The sequence below is a fragment of the Bacteroides caccae genome (genome assembly GCF_002222615.2).
In the GTDB taxonomy this organism is placed as follows: domain Bacteria; phylum Bacteroidota; class Bacteroidia; order Bacteroidales; family Bacteroidaceae; genus Bacteroides; species Bacteroides caccae.
In genome coordinates this window covers 2,840,917-2,862,490 of record NZ_CP022412.2, presented here as the reverse complement: position 1 = coordinate 2,862,490, position 21,574 = coordinate 2,840,917, and the positions used below count along the sequence as shown (strand labels likewise).

Genomic DNA, 21,574 nt, shown 5'->3' with positions numbered 1-21,574 from the left:
GAGTTGAGCCCACTATTAACAGTAAAGAATAAAAAAATCCAAATGATAAAGATATGCTTCTATTGTGACTCTATATTCAGTGTTGGAGGAGTACAGCGTATTTTGGCAGTGATAGCCGGAGCAATCTCTGCCAAACACGAAGTGACAATACTGACCCTGGACAAACCGGAACAAGAAGATCTCAATATGTATGAACTGGGACAAAGGAATATTCGTTTCCGCCACATCAGCCTCCCCCCTATCGGAAAATGGGAATATTTGCCCTGCAAAACATACAGTTATTTATACAAAAAAAGAATCATACCACAAATCCCTATCACCTCACAATGGTATGGATATAGCTCATTCCCACACACACAACGGAAAGTTCTCATCGGTGAATTAAACAACGAGAACTACGACATAATCGTTGGAGTGCACGCTTTTCTGTCACTCCAACTGGCCAGTATCCGCCACCGGCTGAAAGCCCGCCGGGTAGTAGGCTGGATGCACACCTCTTTTAACGCTTTCTTTAACACTCCGGGGTTCTATCTATATGAGCAGAAAAATCAGTTCCGACATGAAATGACGAAACTGGACGGAATCATCGTGCTCACCAATTACGACCGCGGACTGTACGAACGAGAGCTGAACCTCTTTCCTATCGCCATATACAACCCCCTTTCGTTGACACCGGAGGGAGAAGGAAGTCCGGCATACAAACGTTTCCTCTCGGTAGGAAGGATGTCACATCTGACAAAAGGTTTTGACATCCTTATTGAAGCGTTTGCTATCTTTGCACGTGACAACAAGGAATGGACACTGGAAATTGTCGGTGAAGGCCCTGAGAAACCTGCATTACTGAAACAAATAGCCCACCACAAGCTGGAAAACAGGGTAACAATTTCTCCCTTCACCCGACAAATACAAAAACATTATGCCTCGGCAAGCGTATATATACTGAGTTCACGGTGGGAAGGATTCGGGCTCGTCCTGGCAGAAGCCATGAGCCACAGCCTCCCTGTCATAGCCTCCGACCTTCCCTTTGTAAAAGAACTCCTCAAGGAGAAAGACAACCACTTCATGTTTTCAAACGGAAACATAGAAGAACTGGCGGAAGCCATGACTAAAATAACGGAACTTCCCTCGGAACGGTTAATCCAAATGGGAAAAGTATCATTAGAGATAGCCGAATCAATAAAACTGCCCGCCATTATCAAACAGTGGGAAAGTTATCTGGAGTACCTAATTAAAGAAAAAACAAAGTGACGAACAATATTAAACAGCAACTTTTTTCGGGAGTATTCTATACAGCCATAGCCAAATACAGCGGAATCATTATCTCACTGGTTGTGGCCGGTATTCTGGCACGACTGCTTTCGCCGGATGATTTCGGAATAGTGGCCATTGCTACGGTCATCATTTCTTTTTTCGCCATTTTCACAGATATGGGACTGTCTCCCGCCATTATACAGAACAAGGCTCTCACCCAAGACGACCTGACCAACATCTACTCGTTCACGTTTTGGACAGGCATAGCGGTCGCCCTGCTCTTTTTTATAGCCTCATGGCCCATTTCCGCCTATTACGACAGCCCTATATTACGCACTCTTTGCCAGTTGTTATCTATCAACCTGTTCTTTGCATCGGTCAATATCGTGCCGGGAGCCTTGTTTTACAAAAACAAGGAGTTCAAATTCATTGCTATCCGCAGCTTTGTCATTCAAATCACCGCCGGCACCGGAGCTGTCATTGCCGCATTGAGCGGAGCGGGACTGTATGCTTTACTCATCACCCCGATCGTGTCGAGCATATTGATTTATATTATCTCATTCCACCGCTATCCCCAACATCTACGCATGACGTTAGGGCTATCATCCATTCGGAAGATCTTCTCTTATTCCGTCTACCAGTTTCTATTCAATGTCATCTGTTATTTCAGCAGGAATTTAGACAAACTGCTGATCGGCAAACATATGGGAATGTCCGACCTCGGATATTACGAGAAGTCCTACCGCCTCATGATGCTTCCCTTGCAGAATATCACACAAGTGGTCACTCCGGTGATGCACCCTATCTTCAGTGATTTTCAGGATGACAAGATGAAACTGGCAACGTCCTACGAACGGATCATCCGCTTCCTCGCCTTCATCGGACTGCCGCTCAGCGTGTTGCTCTTTTTCACTGCGGAAGAAGTGACACTCATTATTTTCGGTAATCAGTGGTTACCCTCCGTAGCTGTATTCCGGATACTGGCGCTTTCGGTAGGAATTCAGATCATATTGTCCTCATCGGGTTCTATCTTTCAGGCAGCAGGTGACACACGGAGCCTTTTCATCTGCGGCCTGTTCTCGTCTACTCTCAATGTGGCGGGAATAGTGCTCGGAATTTTCTATTTCGGCACACTTACAGCAATAGCGGGTTGTATCGTAACGACGTTCACTATCAACTTCGTGCAATGTTATTGGCAGATGTACCGGGTGACTTTCCGGCGGAACCTCCGGCCGTTCGTACGTCAGCTTATTTCTCCGCTTGCTGTAAGCGGATTAATGGTGTTGGCCCTCATTCCCGTGCAGTACGCAATGGAGGGAATGAATATTTTTGTGACAATTATTGCTAAAGGTATTGTTAGTTTTATTATCTTTGGAGGATATATACAGGCTACGCACGAATTTGACATTATCGGAAAAGTGCGCGGCATGACGAGAAAAGGGAAATAAAAAGACAGAATAAACAATATACAGAGACTTTAAAAACGAATGAAAGCCTTGTTCCTTATCTTCCATGGCTTCGATAAAGCAAATGGAATTAGTAAGAAAATACATTATCAGGTAAAAGCTCTCAAAGAATGTGGAGTGGATGCCCGCTTGTGTTATTATGACATTACCCCTCATTGCGAACGCCGTTTGATGATAGACAACGAAGTCATTGCCGATTTCGGGACAGGAACCACAGCGAAAGTGTGGAAACGCATCTACTACGCCCCCATTATCAAATATGCACGCCGCGAAAAAATAGAATTTGTCTACATCCGGTCGGCCCACAACGCCAACCCTTTCACGCTGCGGCTGGTGAAACATCTGAAAAGTATCGGCGCAAAGGTTGTCATGGAAATACCGACCTACCCGTATGACCAGGAATACATCACCCGGTCTATGAAACTCAGTCTGGCCGTCGACCGTTGCTTCCGCCATTCGTTGGCCAAGATCCTGGACGGTATCGTCACTTTCTCTAATGCCGGCAGGATCTTCGGAGGGAAAACGATACGCATCTCCAACGGAATAGATTTTGACGCTATCCCGCTGAAGCAGAACCGGAACAACACTTCACATGAACTGCACTTAATCGGCGTGGCAGAAGTGCACTACTGGCATGGGTTCGACCGACTGGTTAACGGACTGGCCGAATACTACCGGACAAATCCGGATTACAAAGTCTATTTTCACATCGTAGGACCTCTGACCGGCGAACGCGAACAGGGAGAAATCCTGCCCGTCATCCGCGACAATCATCTGGAGCCTTACGTGATTCTGCACGGACCTCTCCACAGCGAAGAACTGGACGCACAATTTGAAAAAGCAGATTTTGCCATTGGCAGTTTAGGGCGTCACCGGAGTGGCATAGCTCATATTAAAACGCTGAAAAACCGCGAATATGCCGCACGTGGATTAGCGTTCACCTATTCGGAAAATGATGATGATTTCGACTCCGCACCGTATGTATGGAAAGCTCCCGCAGACGAATCACCGGTTGACATCATGGGACTGGTCGAATTTCAACGTGCGCTGACCATGACGCCGCTTGAGATCAGAGAATCCGTCTATCCGCTATCATGGAAGGCGCAAATGCAGAAAGTTATCAAAGAAGCCGGATTCGGATCACTAGAATAGTATTCCCCAATAAATAACAAACAATGGTTGATGAATAAAAAAATTAAAATAGTCTATTGCCTTCCTTCGCTTTATATACCGGGGGGAATGGAACGGGTACTTACCATAAAAGCCAACTATTTTGCCGAGAAACTAGGATATGACATATACATCATCCTGACAGACGGCAAAGGGCTGGAACCTTTTTACGCCTTATCGCCTAAAGTACATTTGATTCATCTGGATATTAATTTCAACGAGCTATGGAACAAACCTCTGTACAAGAAGTTATTCATCTATGCCTGCAAACAGCGTTTATACAAAAAACGCCTCACGAAGTGTTTGTTTGAAATACGGCCGGACATCACCGTATCCATGCTCAGAAGGGAAATTAACTTTATAAACTCTATCCACGACGGCAGCGTGAAAATAGGAGAAATCCATGTCAACAAGTCGAATTTCAGAGATCTTGCAGAAGCCAAAAATACCGGATTCATCAAAAGCAGACTTTCCAGACTTTGGATGAAGCAGTTGGATCGGCAAGTAAAACAATTGTCTAAGTTTATTATCCTGACGGAAGAGGACCGGAAGAATTTCTCATCTTATCTGGATAATACCACCGTCATCTACAACCCGTTGCCTTTCTATCCGAAGCAAACGTCGGACTGCACGGCTAAGGAGGTTATTGCAGTAGGGAGATATGCGTACCAAAAAGGGTTTGACTTATTAATAGAAACATGGAGAATCGTAGCCCAAAAGCATCCTGATTGGAATTTAAGAATATATGGCGGAGGAGACAGGAGCGATTTTCTTGCCCTAAAAGACAAATATCACTTGGATACGCTTTATCTTGAGGAGCAAACACCCGACATTATCCGGAACTATTGCCGGAGTTCTATCTTTGTGCTTTCCTCGCGCTATGAGGGATTCGGAATGGTCATTACCGAAGCGATGTCGTGCGGTGTTCCCCCTGTTTCTTTCACTTGCCCGTGCGGGCCACGCGACATTATTGACGACGGTAAGAATGGCTTGCTGGTAGAAAACGGAAATATAGAAATGCTGGCAGAAAAGATATGTTACTTGATAGAGAATGACGAAATACGCCGGAAAATGGGACAACAAGCCCGAATTGACGTGGAACGTTTCAAGATAGAGCAGATTGCCGAACAATGGAAACAGTTGTTTGAAAGCCTCACTTTAAAGAATTGATTATGAAATGGTATTCGAAATATTTGCAGGTTTACGAGCAACCATTTGCTTCGGCACCGCCGGAGGTGGTCGGTTTTGTGAAGAAAAAGTTGCGGAAGTTATCCGAAAACAAGCAACCGCTGGCTTCGGTTGTTCTCATTTGCCATAACGAGGAAACGCGTTTGTTGAGTTGTTTGTGGTCGCTTTGCGACAATGAATGTGATTTCCCGATAGAAATCTTAGCGGTCAACAACAACTCCACAGACCGCACGGAAGCGGTGATGCAACAGCTGGGAGTGACTTATTTCAATGAAACCAAGAAGGGCCCCGGACACGCCCGCCAATGCGGACTTAATCAGGCTAAAGGAAAGTATCATATCTGCATCGATACTGATACGATATATCCTTCCCGCTATATAAAGACGCACGTAAAGCAACTGATGAAGCCGGGAGTGGCTTGCACGTTCAGCCTGTGGAGTTTTATTCCCGATGAACGCCATTCCGCCACGGGACTGTGGTGGTACGAAGCATTGAGGGATCTTCATTTGCGTATTCAGTCGATACAGCGTCCGGAACTTTGTGTACGGGGAATGACATTCGGGTTTAACACCGAGCTGGGCAGAAAATTCGGTTTCCGGACAGATATTATCCGGGGCGAGGACGGGTCACTGGCTTTGGCAATGAAGCCTTATGGAAAATTGGTCTTTATCCATTCCGGAAAAGCCAGGGTCATGACAGGATATGGCACTCTAAATAACGACGGTTCGCTCTTTAATAGTTTCAAAACGAGACTAGTCAAAGCGTTCAAAGGAGCAGGCAGTATGTTTACCAGGAAAAATGAATATAAAGACGAAGATAATAATCTGATAAAAAACAAATAAAACAAATGCTATTATGATAACGCGTACTCCTTACGATAGAGATAACCTGAAAATAGGCAAGAAAGACAAGGTGTTGGAAGTGGGGCCGGGACACAGCCCTACGTTTCGTTCAAACGTGCTTGTGGACTTATTTGTAGACTCTAACTACCATAGATGCGGGAATCTGAAGATTTATCCACATCAGCAGTTTATTAATGCGAATGGAGAAGCTCTCCCCTTTAAAGATAAAGAATTTGATTATGTTATTTGTAACCAGGTACTTGAGCACGCGGAAAATCCTGCCGAGTTTATCCGCGAACAATGCAGAGTTGCCAAAAGGGGGTATATGGAAACGCCCAGTCTGCTGGGAGAATTTCTTTTCCCCAAGAAATCACATAAATGGATTATTCTCCACCTGGACAACAAACTGATTCTTTTTGAGAAGTCGAGAATGCCGGGAAACTATGAAAATAATTATGGTGAATTATTTCTCAATTATCTTCCTTATCAATCGCTGACCTATAAATTGTTATGGCTCACCGAAGGAGACTTGATGCTGAACCGGTGTGAATGGAAAGATGATATAGAATTTATTATTAACCCGACCAATGAGAAGTATACTGCTTTCTTCACCCAACCGTGGAGCCGACAAATGGTAGAACAGATGTATCCACGCAGAAGTGCAATAAAAGAGATACAAAAGATATGGAATGCTTTCTTTTATATCATAAAAAACAAGGTTAAATATAAGATTCATGGACATATTCCAATCAGTTTGGAAGAATATATGAGGCTTAAAGAAGAAAATAAGTAATATACTGTCTCTATGGCTCTTCTTCTAATTTTAAGTGGTAAAGTGAATTAGTAAAACCCCGGAAAAGAAGGAGGAACTGAAAAAACGAATCAAATAAACGGTTGGCAAAAGGCGAATATAAACGATACGAAAAACAAATAATAATATAGTTATGAACGGAAGTCTTACTCTTTGTCTCGAAGTTATTTTCTGGTTTGCCCTGTTCGTCGTGTTCTACACGTATCTGGGCTACGGAATCGTGCTCTATATTCTCGTCAAACTGAAAGAGCTTTTCGTGAAACCGGTGAAATACTCATTACCTGCATCGAACGATGAATTGCCGGAAGTGACACTGTTCATCACTGCTTTCAACGAGGAAGATGTAGTGGACGAGAAAATGGAGAATAGCCTGGAACTGGATTATCCGGCGGATAAGTTGCGCATTGTTTGGGTGACGGACGGCAGTGATGACGGAACGAACGAGCGTTTGCAAACTCGCTGGGCAGGAAAGGCAACGGTGCACTTCCAACCGCTACGGCAAGGCAAGACGGCTGCCATGACACGCGGCATGACACTGGTTGACACCCCGTTGGTGGTCTTTACGGATGCGAACACAATGGTGAACCGGGAGGCAATCCGGGAGATTGTGCTTGCTTTCCGGAATCCGAAAGTGGGCTGCGTGGCAGGTGAAAAACGGATTGCCGTGCAAGCGAAGGACGGGGCGGCAGCCGGTGGCGAAGGTATTTACTGGAAATATGAATCAACGTTGAAGGCGCTTGATGCACGGTTGTATTCGGCGGTGGGAGCTGCGGGAGAGCTGTTTGCCGTGCGGCGGGAATTGTTTGAGACAATGGAGCCGGACACGTTGCTTGATGATTTCATCCTTTCACTGCGTATCACGATGAAGGGGTATATCATTGCTTATTGTACGAATGCTTACGCCATTGAAAGCGGTTCGGCCGATATGCGCGAGGAGGAAAAACGGAAGGTGCGTATCGCTGCCGGAGGATTGCAGTCAATCCGTAGGCTTCGCCCATTGCTGAACCCTTTCCGCTACGGGGTACTTAGTTTTCAGTACACGTCGCACCGGGTGTTGAGGTGGTCTGTCACGCCTTTTCTATTGTTCGCACTTCTCCCGCTGAATGTTGCGATTTTACTGACGGGCGGCTCGCCTGTGTTCTACGGCGTCCTGCTCGTGTTACAGGTGTTTTTCTACGGACTGGGATACTGGGGATATTATCTGTCTACCAGACAGATAAAGAATAAATTGCTGTTTATCCCCTATTACTTCCTCTTTATGAATATAAATGTCTTGAGAGGAATCCGCTATCTGAAGAAGAAAAGAGGGAGCGGGACTTGGGAAAAAGCAAAGCGGGCAGAAAAATAAAAACAAATAATCAAATCTTTTGTTATCTTTGTAAGATGCAATAGTCTTAATCATCTAATCGAATGGACATGAACAGAACATTACATGATACAAATAACGCGCAAAGGATATTGAAACTGACAGCCGATACAATGTTGTTGGTCGACAAGAATGGTGTTTGCATAGACATTGATCCTCATTGTGACCTATGGTTCTTACAGGATGAGATACTTCTAGGAAAAAACATATTTGAACTCCTGCCCGAATATACGCGGGAAAGGGTTGTTCCTGTCTTCCAATCGGTACTTGAAGGGAAAAAGAGCGTCAGTAAAAACTTCAAACTGGTACTAAAGGAAGATGTTTATTATTTTAAATGCATCATGCATCCTTATGATGACATGGTGCTCTGCCAGTATCGCGACATCACCCAAAGAAGCAACGTGAAACGCCAACTGGAACAAACGAACCGAACGCTGCGGGAGATCCAGAAAGTGGCGCAAATCGGTCAGTGGGTGTACAATACGAATGAAAACGTTTTTCATTATCTGGGACATACCGGCGTGTTGTGCGAAGAAACGGTACGAAGCATTTCTTTCGAGAAATACAGGGAGTATATCGTTGAAGAAGACCGGCAGACGTTTATCAACTGGAAACTTAGAAATCTGGAGAGGTTCAATACGGACAGTATCAGCTACCGCGTACAGGTGAACGGAGAGATATATTATATGCGTATCCAGGCTTATCTGCGTGAGGAACTCCCGGACGGCAGCCTTACGATCGAGGGATATATCCAGAATATCACCGATATCCAGCGCCGCAGAAACGATATCAATACGCTGACGCACGCTATCAACAACGCCAAGGAGAGTATCTTTGCCGCCAGAGAGGACGGTACGATCATCTTTGCCAACCGGCGTTTTCTCCACAATCACGGGATTTGCGAGAATGTGGATATCTGTAAACTGAAAATTTATGATATTGCCGCAGATATGCCTACGCAGAAAGCGTGGAACGAACGTTGTAAGGACATCATGCACGGCGGAAGCAGCAATTTTATCGCTCATCATCCTTCGAAAATCAACAGGGATATTCTGGCATACGAAGGCACAATGTATAATGTGACCAATGATTCCGGAGAAGAAAGTTACTGGTCGTTTGCACATGATATTTCCGAACGAATCCGGTATGAGGCGCAAATCAAGCGACTCAACTTGATTATGGATACTACTATCAATAATCTGCCTGCGGGAATTGTGGTGAAGGAGATCAATAATGATTTCCGGTATCTCTACCGTAACCGTGAGTCGTACAACCGTGATCTCTGCGTCGGTGAGTCGTTCGGAAAGAATGACTTTGACTATTATCCGCCCATAGTGGCCGATAAAAAGAGACAGGAGGATATACAAGTGGCAACCACCGGAAAGGGATTGCATTGGACGACCGAAGGGAGGGATAAAAACGGTAACCGGATTATCCTCGACAAACGGAAAATCCGGGTGGACGGGGATGAATTGTCCTCTCCTATCATCGTCAGCATCGAATGGGATATCACGGAACTGGAGATGATCAAACGTGAACTTCAATCGTCAAAAGAGAAAGCGGAAATGTCCGACAAGCTAAAATCGGCTTTCCTCGCCAACATGAGTCACGAGATTCGTACTCCTTTGAACGCCATTGTCGGCTTCTCGCAACTTATCGCCGAAAGTAATGATGAGGAGGAAAGAAAGACGTATTATGGTATCGTTGAGTCCAATAATGGTCGCCTGCTGGAGCTTATCAACGAGATTCTTGATCTTTCGAAAATTGAATCGGGAATTATCGAATTTACCATAGGACCTACAAGCCTGCACAACTTATGCAGGGAAGTGCACGACGCTCATATTTTCCGTATGCCGGTAGGCGTGAGCCTCGTTCACGAGCCTTCGGACGAAAGTCTGATGATTGAAACGGACAAGAATCGGGTGTTCCAGGTGATTTCTAATTTGATTGGCAATGCCGCCAAATTCACGAAAGAAGGGAGCATTAGTTATGGATACAAACGGGTCGGCGACCAAATCGTTTTTCATGTGACCGACACGGGCACAGGCATCGAACCGGAAAAGGTGGGACGTGTGTTCGAACGTTTTGCCAAGCTGAATAATCATGCGCAGGGCACGGGATTGGGATTGTCTATCTGTAAGTCGATCGTTGAACGACTGGGTGGAAAGATTACTGTCAACTCTGAATTTGGAGTAGGAACGACGTTTAATTTTACGTTGCCTTATAATATTATAAAGAAGGCTGCGGACACAACAGAAGGTATGCAATCTTCACTGTCTTCGCAGTCCTCACAACTTTCGCAGTCTTCTCAACCTTCTGACCTGACTGAACAACCCTCCAATGAAACACCACAGGAACAAATTCCTGAGAAACAAGCCTGCATCTTGATTGCCGAAGACACGGACAGTAACTATGATTTGCTGAATGCTATCCTTGGCAAGAATTATCGGTTGGTTCATGCACACGACGGTATGGAAGCCGTCATAATGTATGATGAAGTGAAACCTGACCTCATCTTAATGGATATCAAAATGCCGAATCTGGACGGACTGGAAGCTACGAAAATCATTCGCGAACTGTCTGCCACCGTTCCTATTGTTGTTCAAAGTGCATACGCTTATCCGCAAGACCAGAAAGCTGCCAAAGAAGCGGGATGTAGTGATTTCATATCCAAGCCGATCGTGCAGTCGGAATTGAAAAAAATGCTCAATAAATGGCTGTCTCCAGAATTAAATAATAAAATACAAGAGTGATATAAACATAACCAAGAAAAGATGAAAGCCTTTTATAGACTATTTTACTACATCTCTATTCTTTTATCGTGTATCCTGGCGGGTGTCACAATAGCAGGAGCATTTAGCGGTACTGCTTCACCGGACAGTTTCAAGTTTATGCCTTTTATCGGTTTGGGACTACCGATACTTTTGTTGGTCAATCTGGCGTCTGCTGTTTATTGGACGATTCGTTGGCGATGCTGGGTTTTCATTCCGCTAATTGCCATATTCAGTAATTGGGGTTACATCAACTGTGTTCTCCAATTCCCGCTTCTCGATCCGGCTTCTAAACCGACAGTCAAAGTTAACGCATATACTCCCGGAGTGTTGACCGTAGCCACTTACAACGTTGACGGATTCAACCGCGAACACACCGGGTATTCATGTAAGGAGATCGCTGCACAGATGAGAAATCTGAAAGCGGACATTCTCTGTTTTCAAGAGTTCGGTATTGATGATGAGTTTGGCGTCGACAGTCTATGTACTGCGTTGTCTGACTGGCCTTATCATTATATTCCTTCTTCTCCCGAAAGACAACATCTTTTACAACTTGCTGTTTTCAGCCGTTATTCTATCAAAAAGGAGCATCTGATTATTTATCCCAACTCCGGTAATTGTAGTCTCTGGTGTGATATTGAAGTCAACGGTCGTATGATCCGTCTGTTTAATAATCACCTGCAAACTACGGAAGTGAGCCGCAATAAGCGCAAACTGGAAAAAGAACTTCGCCAAGACAACTCTCAAAGAGCCAAACGTGCCGCCCTTACGCTCGCCGACGGCCTGCATGAGAACTTCCGGAAACGTGCAGTACAAGCTAATTTTATCAATCAACTGGTGTCTGCCTCCCCCTATCCTACTCTTGTCTGCGGTGACTTCAACTCACTCCCTTCTTCTTACGTTTACCACACCGTGAAAGGTGATAAATTGCTAGACGGCTTTCAGACCGGCGGACACGGATATATGTATACTTTCAAATATTTTAAGCACCTGTTGAGAATTGACTATATTCTTCACTCGCCCGAACTGAAAGGTTTGGATTATTTCTCACCGGACTGGGAATATAGTGATCATAATCCGGTGGTGATGAGGATGAAGCTATAAAAGGTGTTCTTTGTAATGGGACTCAACTGGATATTCAGCAATAAAAACAAAAAAGCAACTAAATCGTTATGAATTAGTTGCTTTTAATTTTCAGTTATACTATATTGTCTTAATTGAAAATATAACGTACACTAAACTGTACTGAATAAGTAGATTTAAAACTTTGGAAATCACGATAAGTGCTTGTCAATGTCTCACCTGCATTCTTATTCATAGTAAATTCTCCGTTTTTATATTGCAACAAGCTCGAATTGATTACCTGCTTATAAAGTCCCCAACTGTTGTTCAATAAGTTAGGAAGGTTTTTAATATCAACTCCTACTTGCAGCAAGTTACGCTTTCCACCAACATTCAAATAGAAATCTTGATTCAATTTAAAATCAACTTGATGATGCCATGGCATAACAGCTCCACCTCTCTCGGCATACTTACCTTTGCGATTCTTCAGGTATTTATCTTGGTTAATATAATTCCAGAAATCATCTCTTTGCTCCTTAGCCGGATAAGAAGCAGCATCACTAAACTTCCAGCTATCCAATTCTTCACGTGTTGCAGGAATATACAATAAACTATTAGCGCCTGCATCACCAACAACATTACTAGAGAAAGTATACGAGTAGCGGCTATATCCCCATGACCCGGAATATCCCATCTGCATTCCTTCATACAACAAAGAAACGCTAGTAGCAAAATGCTTTCCATATTCCTTTTTATAACCGATTGTAGCCAAGATACGATCAGGAGCTACATAGGTACCATAACCCAATTCATGTTCATTGATACCATTTACCGAATAAGTATTAGTCTTATAGGCAGAAGTTACCTGGTCACCAATACCATCACTATATGAACGAGATTTTGAATGTGTATAAGCAAATGATAAATCTAAACCAAAATCAAAGTTCTTACGCAATTGCGCTGAAATAGAATAGTAATAAGCACCCTTTTTCCAGTTCTCTAAAAGATAAACATTCCGACCGCTGTTATATATCTTATAAGTATCACGAACATCATTGGGAGAAAGAGTCAATTTTGCCTCTTGCAATTCATAACCGCGGTTAGTTATCACAACCGGATTATAATCACGGCTATAAATTCCTTCCAAAGTAAAGTTAACATCTCCCGGCAATCTCATATCAAGAGCTAATGAGGTCTTCCAAGTAGAAGGCATCTTCAAATCTTTATCAATAATTGTCGGATCTTTAGGAAGCTCTACTTTTGAATGCGTCTGACCACCATACAAGTCCTTCAAAATCTCATCACGATTTGCATGGAAATGAGGTTTATATTGGGCAGTAGCAGCATCCGTATAATAATAGGTAGTTTGTCCCACGCCTGAATTTCCGACAGCAGAAATCAACCAAACGAAAGGCATACGTCCAACAAACAAACCTGTACCACCACGAAGTACATACTTACGATCTCCTGTTATATCCCAATTAAAACCAACACGTGGAGATACTGATACTTTTGCACCCGGAAGTTGGTCTGTTGAATAATGCTGACCTCCAAAATCTAATTTGGCAAATTCTTCATTATAATTATTCTTTAAAGAAGGGTAAGTCGGTAGTTCAAAACGAAGTCCACCTGTTACTTTAAAGTTTTCTGAAACAGAAACCTCATCTTGCAAATATAAAGAATATTGTTGGAATTTCAATTCTGCAAGGAATTGAGACATATCAGGTGAATTTGAATGGGTTATAGCAAAGGCCTTCGGAGTCTCATCATTTACAAAATCACTCCAACTTGAATAAACATAGTAACCAGCACCTCCCAGCATATAACCATTAATAGCCTTTGTATGCTCATATTGGAAACCGGCCATGAACTTATTAATACCTACGTTCCAGTTAAACTCATCTGTAATGGTGAATACTTTTGTCTGACGCAGATTGCCCGCAGTAAAAAGGTCTGCACCAAAATTGGCATATACAGCACCATCCTGCAAAATATCAACTGTTGGGAAAAGAGGACCATCAAACGAACGAGGCTCATCTTGATAAGAATATGCAAAACGTAGCATATTATTCATTGCTCCTTGAGCCATACGAGAGTTCCATTCACCTGCAACAGAAGTAAAATCACGCACTTGATAATAGTTGGAATTCGAAAAGCTAAGCGCATATTTAGAAGTACGTCCCTGTCCAGGAGCAATGGTACCAACAGGTTTACCATCTATGACTTCAGTGGATGTTCCTCCCGGATAAAGAGCTGATGTAGATAATGGACTGACTGAACTGGTAGGGAAGTTAGAATCTTTGGTATGTGTCTTGGTAAAACGGAAACTAACTTTATTGTTTTGATTAGCATTCCAGTCAACACGTGCCATAACACGATAAGCAGGGGTATCCGTTGAATAGTCATTATACTTTCCCGGATCAAAATTATATTTGTTTAGTAAGAAACCACGCATATCATCCATGTCACTTTGGAGAGGGCGATGTATATTACCACCACTATAGCTTTCTCCAAGTGCAGTACGAGGACGATAGTTTGATCCCGCTGTTACATTATCTTCATATTCTCCATTTACAAAGAAGAATAATTTATCTTTTATAATCGGACCACCGAAGCTTGCACCATAAGTATAATATTGAGCTTTGGAACGTAAAAGTTCATAATCATCAACTTTACTTCCTTTTAGATTCTCATTATTAAAATACATATAAGCAGTTCCACGAAATTGGTTATCTCCCGAACGAGTTACTGCATTAATTGCACCTCCTGTAAAACCGCTCTGACGAACATCAAACGGGGTTACAGCTACTGTAACCTGTTCCAAAGCATCCAAAGAAATTGGAGAGCCGTTAGCCGGAAGATTACCTCCCAACCCGAATGTATTGTTGAAAGCAGCACCGTCAACTGTCACAAATGATTGGCGATAATTACCACCACCGACTGCAAAACCATTACCAACATCAGCACCTTGTGGAGAAAGACGCATAATATCGCTAATACTACGGGAAATAGTTGGGGTGTTACTAATCATATCACGATTAGCATTCATAATAGCACCTGCCCTATCAGACTTCATGTTACTTTCTTTAGAAGCAGTCACCACCACTTCGTCCAACAGTTCAGAACTCTCTTTTAAAGAAACATTTAAAACATAATTCTCTCCTAATAAAAGATTGATTCCTTTGTAAATAGCTGTCTGATAACCGACATAAGAAATTTCTACCTTGTATGGTCCACCAGTACGCATACCTTGCAAATTGAATTGACCACTAACATTAGTCACAGTTCCATACCGAGTTCCTGAAGGCTCGTGAATGGCAACAATAGTTGCTCCGATAATCGGTTCATCTTGTGCTGTCACTTTACCACTCATAGTGGCTGTGGTAACCTGTGCACTCATTGTGACTGTCATTAGCAACATTACTAGCACCAAAAAAGACCGCGTTCTTTTTAACATAATGTAATTGATTAGTTTATACTAATTGTTTGCTTTTAAAAACTGCGCACAAATATAATTAATATTATTTAGACTTACGTTACAATTATACTACAAAATTTTAAGAGAGATAAACGTTTTATTGCGTTATAAAACAAGAAAGGCTCTACATAACTTGCAGAGCCTTTTATTTTGAAACAGAAAGCATTAGAAATGCTTCAATCTATTATTTTACACTAGTCGGTCATTAACTTTCTATAACGAACACGCTTCGGTTCTTCATTCCCTAAACGCTTCAATTTATTTTCTTCGTACTCCGAATAGGAACCTTCAAAGTAGAACACATTGGAGTCTCCTTCAAAAGCCAGAATGTGTGTACAAATACGATCGAGGAACCAACGGTCGTGTGAAATGACAACTGCACAACCAGCAAAGTCTTCCAGACCTTCTTCCAAAGCACGCAGTGTATTTACGTCGATATCATTGGTAGGCTCATCGAGCAACAACACGTTACCTTCTTCTTTCAAAGCCATTGCTAGGTGCAAACGATTTCTCTCACCACCGGAGAGCACACCACAAAGTTTTTCCTGATCGGCTCCGGAGAAATTGAAACGAGAAAGATAAGCACGTGCATTAATATCACGTCCGCCCATACGAAGCAAATCATTACCACCGGAAATTACCTGATAAACACTCTTGTTCGGGTCAATGTCTTTATGCTGCTGGTCGACATAGGCTACTTTTACAGTTTCTCCTACTTCAAATTCCCCCTTATCTACGGTTTCCAGTCCCATAATCAAACGGAAAAGTGTAGTTTTTCCTGCACCATTCGGACCGATTACGCCGACAATGCCATTCGGGGGAAGCACAAAATTCAAATCGTCAAACAGCAGTTTATCACCGTATGCTTTAGCCACATGTTTAGCTTCGATAACTCTATTACCTAAACGAGGACCATTCGGAATAAAGATTTCCAGTTTTTCCTCCTTCTCTTTCACGTCTTCATTCAACAACTTGTCGTATGAATTAAGGCGGGCTTTCCCTTTTGCCTGACGAGCTTTCGGAGCCATACGAACCCATTCCAACTCGCGCTCCAGCGTCTTACGACGTTTGCTCGCAGTTTTTTCCTCCATTTCCATGCGTTTCGTCTTCTGTTCCAGCCAGGAAGAGTAGTTTCCTTTCCATGGAATACCTTCACCACGATCTAGTTCGAGAATCCAGCCGGCAACGTGGTCAAGGAAGTAACGGTCGTGGGTTACAGCAATAACAGTCCCTTCATATTGTTGAAGATGTTGTTCCAACCAATCGATAGATTCTGCATCCAAATGGTTGGTAGGCTCGTCCAGCAACAACACATCCGGTTTCTGCAACAGCAAACGACAAAGAGCTACCCGTCGACGTTCACCTCCGGAAAGATTTGCCACAGACTGATTTTCAGGCGGACAACGAAGTGCGTCCATTGCACGTTCCAGTTTACTATCCAGATTCCATGCATCTGTTGCATCAATAATATCTTGCAATTCGCCTTGACGAGTAAAAAGAGCATCCATTTTATCCTGGTCTTCGTAATACTCCGGCAAACCGAATTTTTGATTGATTTCTTCGTATTCTGTCAGTGCGTCAACAATGGGTTGCACACCTTCCATTACTACTTCTTTTACTGTCTTCGTGTTGTCAAGATAGGGTTCCTGCGCCAAATAACCTACGGAATACCCCGGAGAGAAGACCACTTCTCCCTGATAGGATTTCTCTAAACCTGCGATAATCTTCATTAACGTTGACTTACCGGAACCATTCAGACCAATAATACCGATTTTCGCTCCATAAAAGAATGACAGGTAAATGTCTTTCAACACATTTTTATTTGGAGTGAATGCTTTGCTCACCCCTACCATTGAGAAGATAATTTTTTTATCGTCAGCAGCCATATATTAATAATGTATATTGTTGATAATGGCACAAAGATAAGAAAAATGTTTGAAATCCTTTGGAGTTATAAAAAAATGTTCTACCTTTGCACCCGCATTTCGAAAGAAAGTAACAAGGATTGATTCGCTAGCTCAGCAGGTAGAGCACAACACTTTTAATGTTGGGGTCCTGGGTTCGAGCCCCAGGCGGATCACTAGACAAAGAATAAATCCCTGATAATCATTGATTATCAGGGATTTATTCTTTGTCTTTCTCTTGATTTCATCATTACAAGCGGTAGAAGTCGTCGTTGATAAGTCGTACTTTTAGGATATTCAGGAAAATAGGTATTATCTATTAGCCCAAATTCAGTGTAGCCAATACCACAAGCCGAACAACCGACCTTAATTATTGAATAACAAACGGATATACTAAGAATGTCACAGGCTATTAGAGAAAGTTTTATGAAAATAAGTTCTTTGTTTGAAGAACAAGATGCAGCTACAACAGATATTCCTTTTGTTAAGTATCCTGATTATGAAAATCTGACTGAAGAAAATATTAGAATGGTTATCGGATTTAAATCAGCAAAATTATTACAGAGGAAAGATGATATTACTCTTCGGGTAATTCCTGCCCGAAAAGTAGTATCATGCCTGCACAGAGGAACATATAACGAACTGGCTAATTTATATAATGAGATATCCGAATGAATAAATGCAAACAGGTATAAAACCACAGAAACATCAATTGTTTTTTATTCATTGACTAATATGGAATGACAAGGTAGCTCTGCAATAAAAGTAGTGCCCAATCCTAGCTGAGAGTATACTTGTATTCGTCCGTTCATTTTATCGACAATAGATTTACAAATAGATAACCCCAACCCCACACCTTGTGCAAAAGAGTCCACTTTTTCAAATCTTTCAAATATCTTCTCCAACATATTCTGAGGAATACCACAACCGGTATCTTTTACCCCAATTCTAACGCAATGCTTATCTATTTCATAAAACACTTCCACATATCCACGAATCGTATTCTTCAAAGCATTTGAAAGAAAATTATTCAATATCTGCTTGATACGCAACTTATCAAGTTCCACCAAAGCATCATGTTCCGGATAACTGGTCAGAAGTTCCACACCAGAAGGAAGAAGACGAGCATATTCTGCCACACACTCATCAAGAAGCTCCGTAAGATTAAACCAATTCTGATGTAACTCCAAATATCCGGCTTCAATTTTAGACAAATCAATGATATCATTGATCAGATTAAGCAAAAGTTCGTTATTATGACTAATTAAAGAATTATAAAGCTCCTTTTCCACTACATTTTCCGCACTGGCCAACAGACTTGAAAAACCAACAATAGCATTCAACGGAGTACGGATTTCATGACTCATATTAGCCAAGAAAGCTGACTTTAAACGATCTGAAGCTTCAGCTCTATCACGTTCATTAACGAGCATTTCTTCTATCTGTTTCAAATCTGTAATATCATAATTAATACTAATCAATTCTATGACTTTATCTTGGGGTGCATATTTTCTGACAAAGAGATTAACATGCGTCCATGTACACTCTCCATTCTCCCTAAAGACACGTATTTTATGACTTAACTTATCAGCATTTCCTTTTTGTACCTCCTCAAAAAACTGAAGAATCAAATCACGGTCATCAGGATGAAAAGATTTATATGTACCAATAATCTCGGATAAAGGAGTTCCAGACTCTTCTCCTATATTTTTATACCAACTTTTCTGTGCATGTCCCTGCTTGCTTAGAATATTAAAATGAGCATAACCCACTTTCGCATAGTCACCTATTAACTCAAAAAATTCCTCAAATTCCTGAATCTTATTATAAGCAACCGTAGTCTCCGTTTTATCAGCATTAATCAGTAGATAATTAACCGGATTATGATTCTCATCATACAAAGTAGTTACTTTAGTCACAAGATCGATTGTACCTTCCGCCTTATTATTCGAATAATATTCTCCTAACTTTGAGAAATCATAGCGAAAGGTAAAGTCCGCATCCTCATTATTCCTCAACCTCTCCTTCATCTCTTCCGGGAAAACTGGATTCTCGAAAATATTGATGCCTAGAAGTTCCTCCTTACTATCTACATGAAACAAATCCAATTCTTTATCATTGAGGTCGACCAATACTCCCTCCTTATTATACAACTCAATACCAACAGGCAAATTCTTATAAATATTATGTAAAAGCCGTTCGCTACGTTGTAAAGCCTGACAAGCTATTGCAGTATCCGGTCCGTCCTGCATTTCTGCAATGCCATACACAATCGTATTTCCCTTATCATCTACTTCTCGAAAACAAATCTTACTACGCATCCAAACTGACCCTTTTGGGGTTTTTAATAAATAAACGACTTCCGACATCGACTGTACATCGAAAGAGCGAACCGTTGTCGGACCTTGTTCTTCATTCAAAATACGTTTATTGAAATCCTCAAAACTAATAGTCCCTGTTTCATCCAAATTCAGAATCTCAGATATATATTCGGAACAGGTATAACATTCCGTTGCCAAATTAGCTTCCCACCACCCCATATTGGCATTAGCCATTAACTTTGATAAGAACACAAAATCTTGTTGTTTGCTCATAATTGATGAAGTAAAGACATTATCCATTAATCATTTCAACACATTTACGAGCACAAAATTAGATATTACAGGCTTCCCATTCTTTCAAAATGACACTTTTTTAGCATATTATAAGAAGAATAGCCACTAATACCTACTTTCTATAGTATTAGTGGCTATAACATTTACAAATATTTGCTTAAATAGTTTTTCGTATGATTACCAGCATTTTAGAAGGCTAAATAATCAAAGTAAAAAGATATGCTTCTATTTTCTAATTGATTCGTAAACAGTTTTTGCCATTATTTTGGCACCTTCTTCATTCGGATGAATTTTGTCCGGAAAGAGTTGTGGTATTCCATCCATTGCCGTATGAAGATCAATTATATCCAACTTGTTTTTCTTGGCAACTTTTTTAATCATCGGAATAATTTCTTTAGAAATAATATCATCGTTGATACTTTCATTAGCTTGGTATGCCTTAGAAGGGAACAGAGATAGATTTTCGGTTGGGCAGGCAATGCCTTGAAAGCATCAATCATAGTCTGCATATCTTTCGTGAAGTCGGCTTTATGTTTCCAATTAAACGATTTACTGTCGTTTGTTCCCAGTTTGATAACCACAACATTAGGATTGAAAGCTAATGCATCCTGATAAGCCTTTTCATTCATATAAGGACGATCACCCTTATTCAGCAACGTGCGGGCACTTACTCCGAAATTCTTTACCCAATAACCGTCACCCAGCATACGACTTAAAACAGAAGGATAACTATCACGATCACGATTCTTAATCCGTGCTCCATACGTAATACTATTGCCAATACAAGCTACACGAACGGCATCCTTACGGGGAGCTTTGAAACTACGTAACCATGAAGTCAGTTCGTTCAACATCTCATCCTTATAAAGGAAACCTTCACGAATTCCCCAACCATGACCACCGGAAGGGTAAATATGCAGAACAGCAGGAACACCATTCTTATTCAGAGCCAGATAATAATTCACTCCATTAGCGGGCGGAACAGCCTTATCATCATCACTATAAACGATAAAAGCACGCGGTGTTTCTTTTGTCACTTGCTTCTCATTAGAATACTCCTTTTCCAACTCAGCAGAAGCATCCTTACCCAAAAGGCTGTTATGGGAACCCATGTGAGTATACGACTTATCCATTGTAATTACCGGATAGAAAAGAATCTGGAAATCAGGACGAAGTTCCGGTTTGGCATGAGTCGCGATTGTCGATGCAAGATGTCCGCCGGCAGAAGATCCCATGATACCGATATCTCTCGGATTCAGATTCCATACATCAGCACTGTCCCGCACTATCTTCATGGCAGCCTCGGCATCCGAAATAGGAAGTGTACGGTCACCATTCGGCATACGATATTTCAGAACGATCAATGCGATACCTTGTTTGTTGAAATACGGTGCCCAATCATATCCTTCGTGGTCTACAGCCAAGTGCGAATATCCACCACCCGGGCACGCCACTACAGCACGACCTGTAGCCAAATCCGGCGCCGGAAGAAATACGCGAAGCGAAGGTTGTTCAATATCAAAAGGGTTCGGAGCATTCTGAGCTACCGCCTGAGAACCTGTGAACCATAAAAGCAACAGGAATAAAAGAATAGAAAATTTCTGTTTCATAGTATCTGTATACTTTGATTAATGAATGATTTAATGTGCG

13 protein-coding genes, 1 tRNA gene and 1 pseudogene are annotated in these 21,574 nt (G+C 42.0%); 11 read left to right on the top strand and 4 right to left on the bottom strand.

Annotated elements, in window-relative coordinates:
• The first annotated feature begins 42 nt into the window (after positions 1–42).
• The 9 genes from CGC64_RS11515 to CGC64_RS11475 all read left to right on the top strand — a co-directional run bounded on the left by CGC64_RS11515 (position 43) and on the right by CGC64_RS11475 (position 11,969).
• On the top strand, positions 43–1,248 hold the full coding sequence (locus tag CGC64_RS11515; RefSeq protein WP_005676366.1) for a glycosyltransferase: 1,206 nt from the start codon (positions 43–45) through the stop codon (positions 1,246–1,248).
• Positions 1,245–2,699 carry a lipopolysaccharide biosynthesis protein gene (locus tag CGC64_RS11510; RefSeq protein WP_005680703.1) on the top strand — a complete coding sequence of 485 codons (1,455 nt, stop codon included), beginning with the start codon at positions 1,245–1,247 and terminating at the stop codon, positions 2,697–2,699. The genes CGC64_RS11515 and CGC64_RS11510 overlap by 4 nt, the downstream gene beginning before the upstream one ends.
• Positions 2,700–2,738: 39 nt before the next feature.
• A complete protein-coding gene (locus tag CGC64_RS11505; RefSeq protein WP_005676369.1) occupies positions 2,739–3,869 on the top strand; it encodes a glycosyltransferase family protein in 1,131 nt (376 codons plus the stop codon).
• A gap of 30 nt (positions 3,870–3,899) precedes the next feature.
• Positions 3,900–5,057 carry a glycosyltransferase family 4 protein gene (locus CGC64_RS11500; RefSeq protein ID WP_005676370.1) on the top strand — a complete coding sequence of 386 codons (1,158 nt, stop codon included), beginning with the start codon at positions 3,900–3,902 and terminating at the stop codon, positions 5,055–5,057.
• Positions 5,058–5,059: 2 nt separating this feature from the next.
• On the top strand, positions 5,060–5,917 hold the full coding sequence (locus CGC64_RS11495; RefSeq protein ID WP_005676371.1) for a glycosyltransferase family 2 protein: 858 nt from the start codon (positions 5,060–5,062) through the stop codon (positions 5,915–5,917).
• Positions 5,918–5,930: 13 nt separating this feature from the next.
• A complete protein-coding gene (locus CGC64_RS11490) occupies positions 5,931–6,710 on the top strand; it encodes a class I SAM-dependent methyltransferase (RefSeq protein WP_005676373.1) in 780 nt (259 codons plus the stop codon).
• A 151-nt stretch (positions 6,711–6,861) separates the two neighbouring features.
• Entirely contained in the window at positions 6,862–8,076 is a 1,215-nt protein-coding gene (locus CGC64_RS11485; RefSeq protein WP_005676374.1) for a glycosyltransferase family 2 protein, read from the top strand.
• A gap of 68 nt (positions 8,077–8,144) precedes the next feature.
• Entirely contained in the window at positions 8,145–10,847 is a 2,703-nt protein-coding gene (locus CGC64_RS11480) for a hybrid sensor histidine kinase/response regulator (RefSeq protein WP_032855055.1), read from the top strand.
• Positions 10,848–10,868: 21 nt separating this feature from the next.
• Positions 10,869–11,969, top strand: a complete 1,101-nt coding sequence (locus tag CGC64_RS11475; protein ID WP_005676376.1) for an endonuclease/exonuclease/phosphatase family protein — start codon at positions 10,869–10,871, stop codon at positions 11,967–11,969.
• 109 nt (positions 11,970–12,078) lie between these two features.
• Here CGC64_RS11475 and CGC64_RS11470 read toward each other — a convergent pair whose 3' ends face one another.
• Both CGC64_RS11470 and ettA read right to left on the bottom strand, forming a co-directional pair.
• Positions 12,079–15,384 carry a TonB-dependent receptor gene (locus CGC64_RS11470; RefSeq protein ID WP_032837656.1) on the bottom strand — a complete coding sequence of 1,102 codons (3,306 nt, stop codon included), beginning with the start codon at positions 15,382–15,384 and terminating at the stop codon, positions 12,079–12,081.
• A 215-nt stretch (positions 15,385–15,599) separates the two neighbouring features.
• Positions 15,600–17,291 carry an energy-dependent translational throttle protein EttA gene (gene ettA / locus CGC64_RS11465; protein WP_005676378.1) on the bottom strand — a complete coding sequence of 564 codons (1,692 nt, stop codon included), beginning with the start codon at positions 17,289–17,291 and terminating at the stop codon, positions 15,600–15,602.
• A 121-nt stretch (positions 17,292–17,412) separates the two neighbouring features.
• Here ettA and CGC64_RS11460 point away from each other — a divergent pair.
• Together CGC64_RS11460 and CGC64_RS11455 are read left to right on the top strand one after the other, a co-directional pair.
• A tRNA-Lys gene (locus CGC64_RS11460) sits at positions 17,413–17,485 on the top strand.
• Positions 17,486–17,708: 223 nt separating this feature from the next.
• Positions 17,709–17,984, top strand: a complete 276-nt coding sequence (locus tag CGC64_RS11455) for a GyrI-like domain-containing protein (protein WP_005676379.1) — start codon at positions 17,709–17,711, stop codon at positions 17,982–17,984.
• A gap of 44 nt (positions 17,985–18,028) precedes the next feature.
• On the opposite strand, the gene CGC64_RS11450 is transcribed toward CGC64_RS11455, so the two are convergent.
• A complete protein-coding gene (locus CGC64_RS11450) occupies positions 18,029–19,903 on the bottom strand; it encodes a PAS domain-containing sensor histidine kinase (protein WP_032855056.1) in 1,875 nt (624 codons plus the stop codon).
• A gap of 246 nt (positions 19,904–20,149) precedes the next feature.
• A pseudogene (locus CGC64_RS11445) lies at positions 20,150–21,534 on the bottom strand (GDSL-type esterase/lipase family protein).
• Between the last annotated feature and the right edge of the window lie 40 nt (positions 21,535–21,574).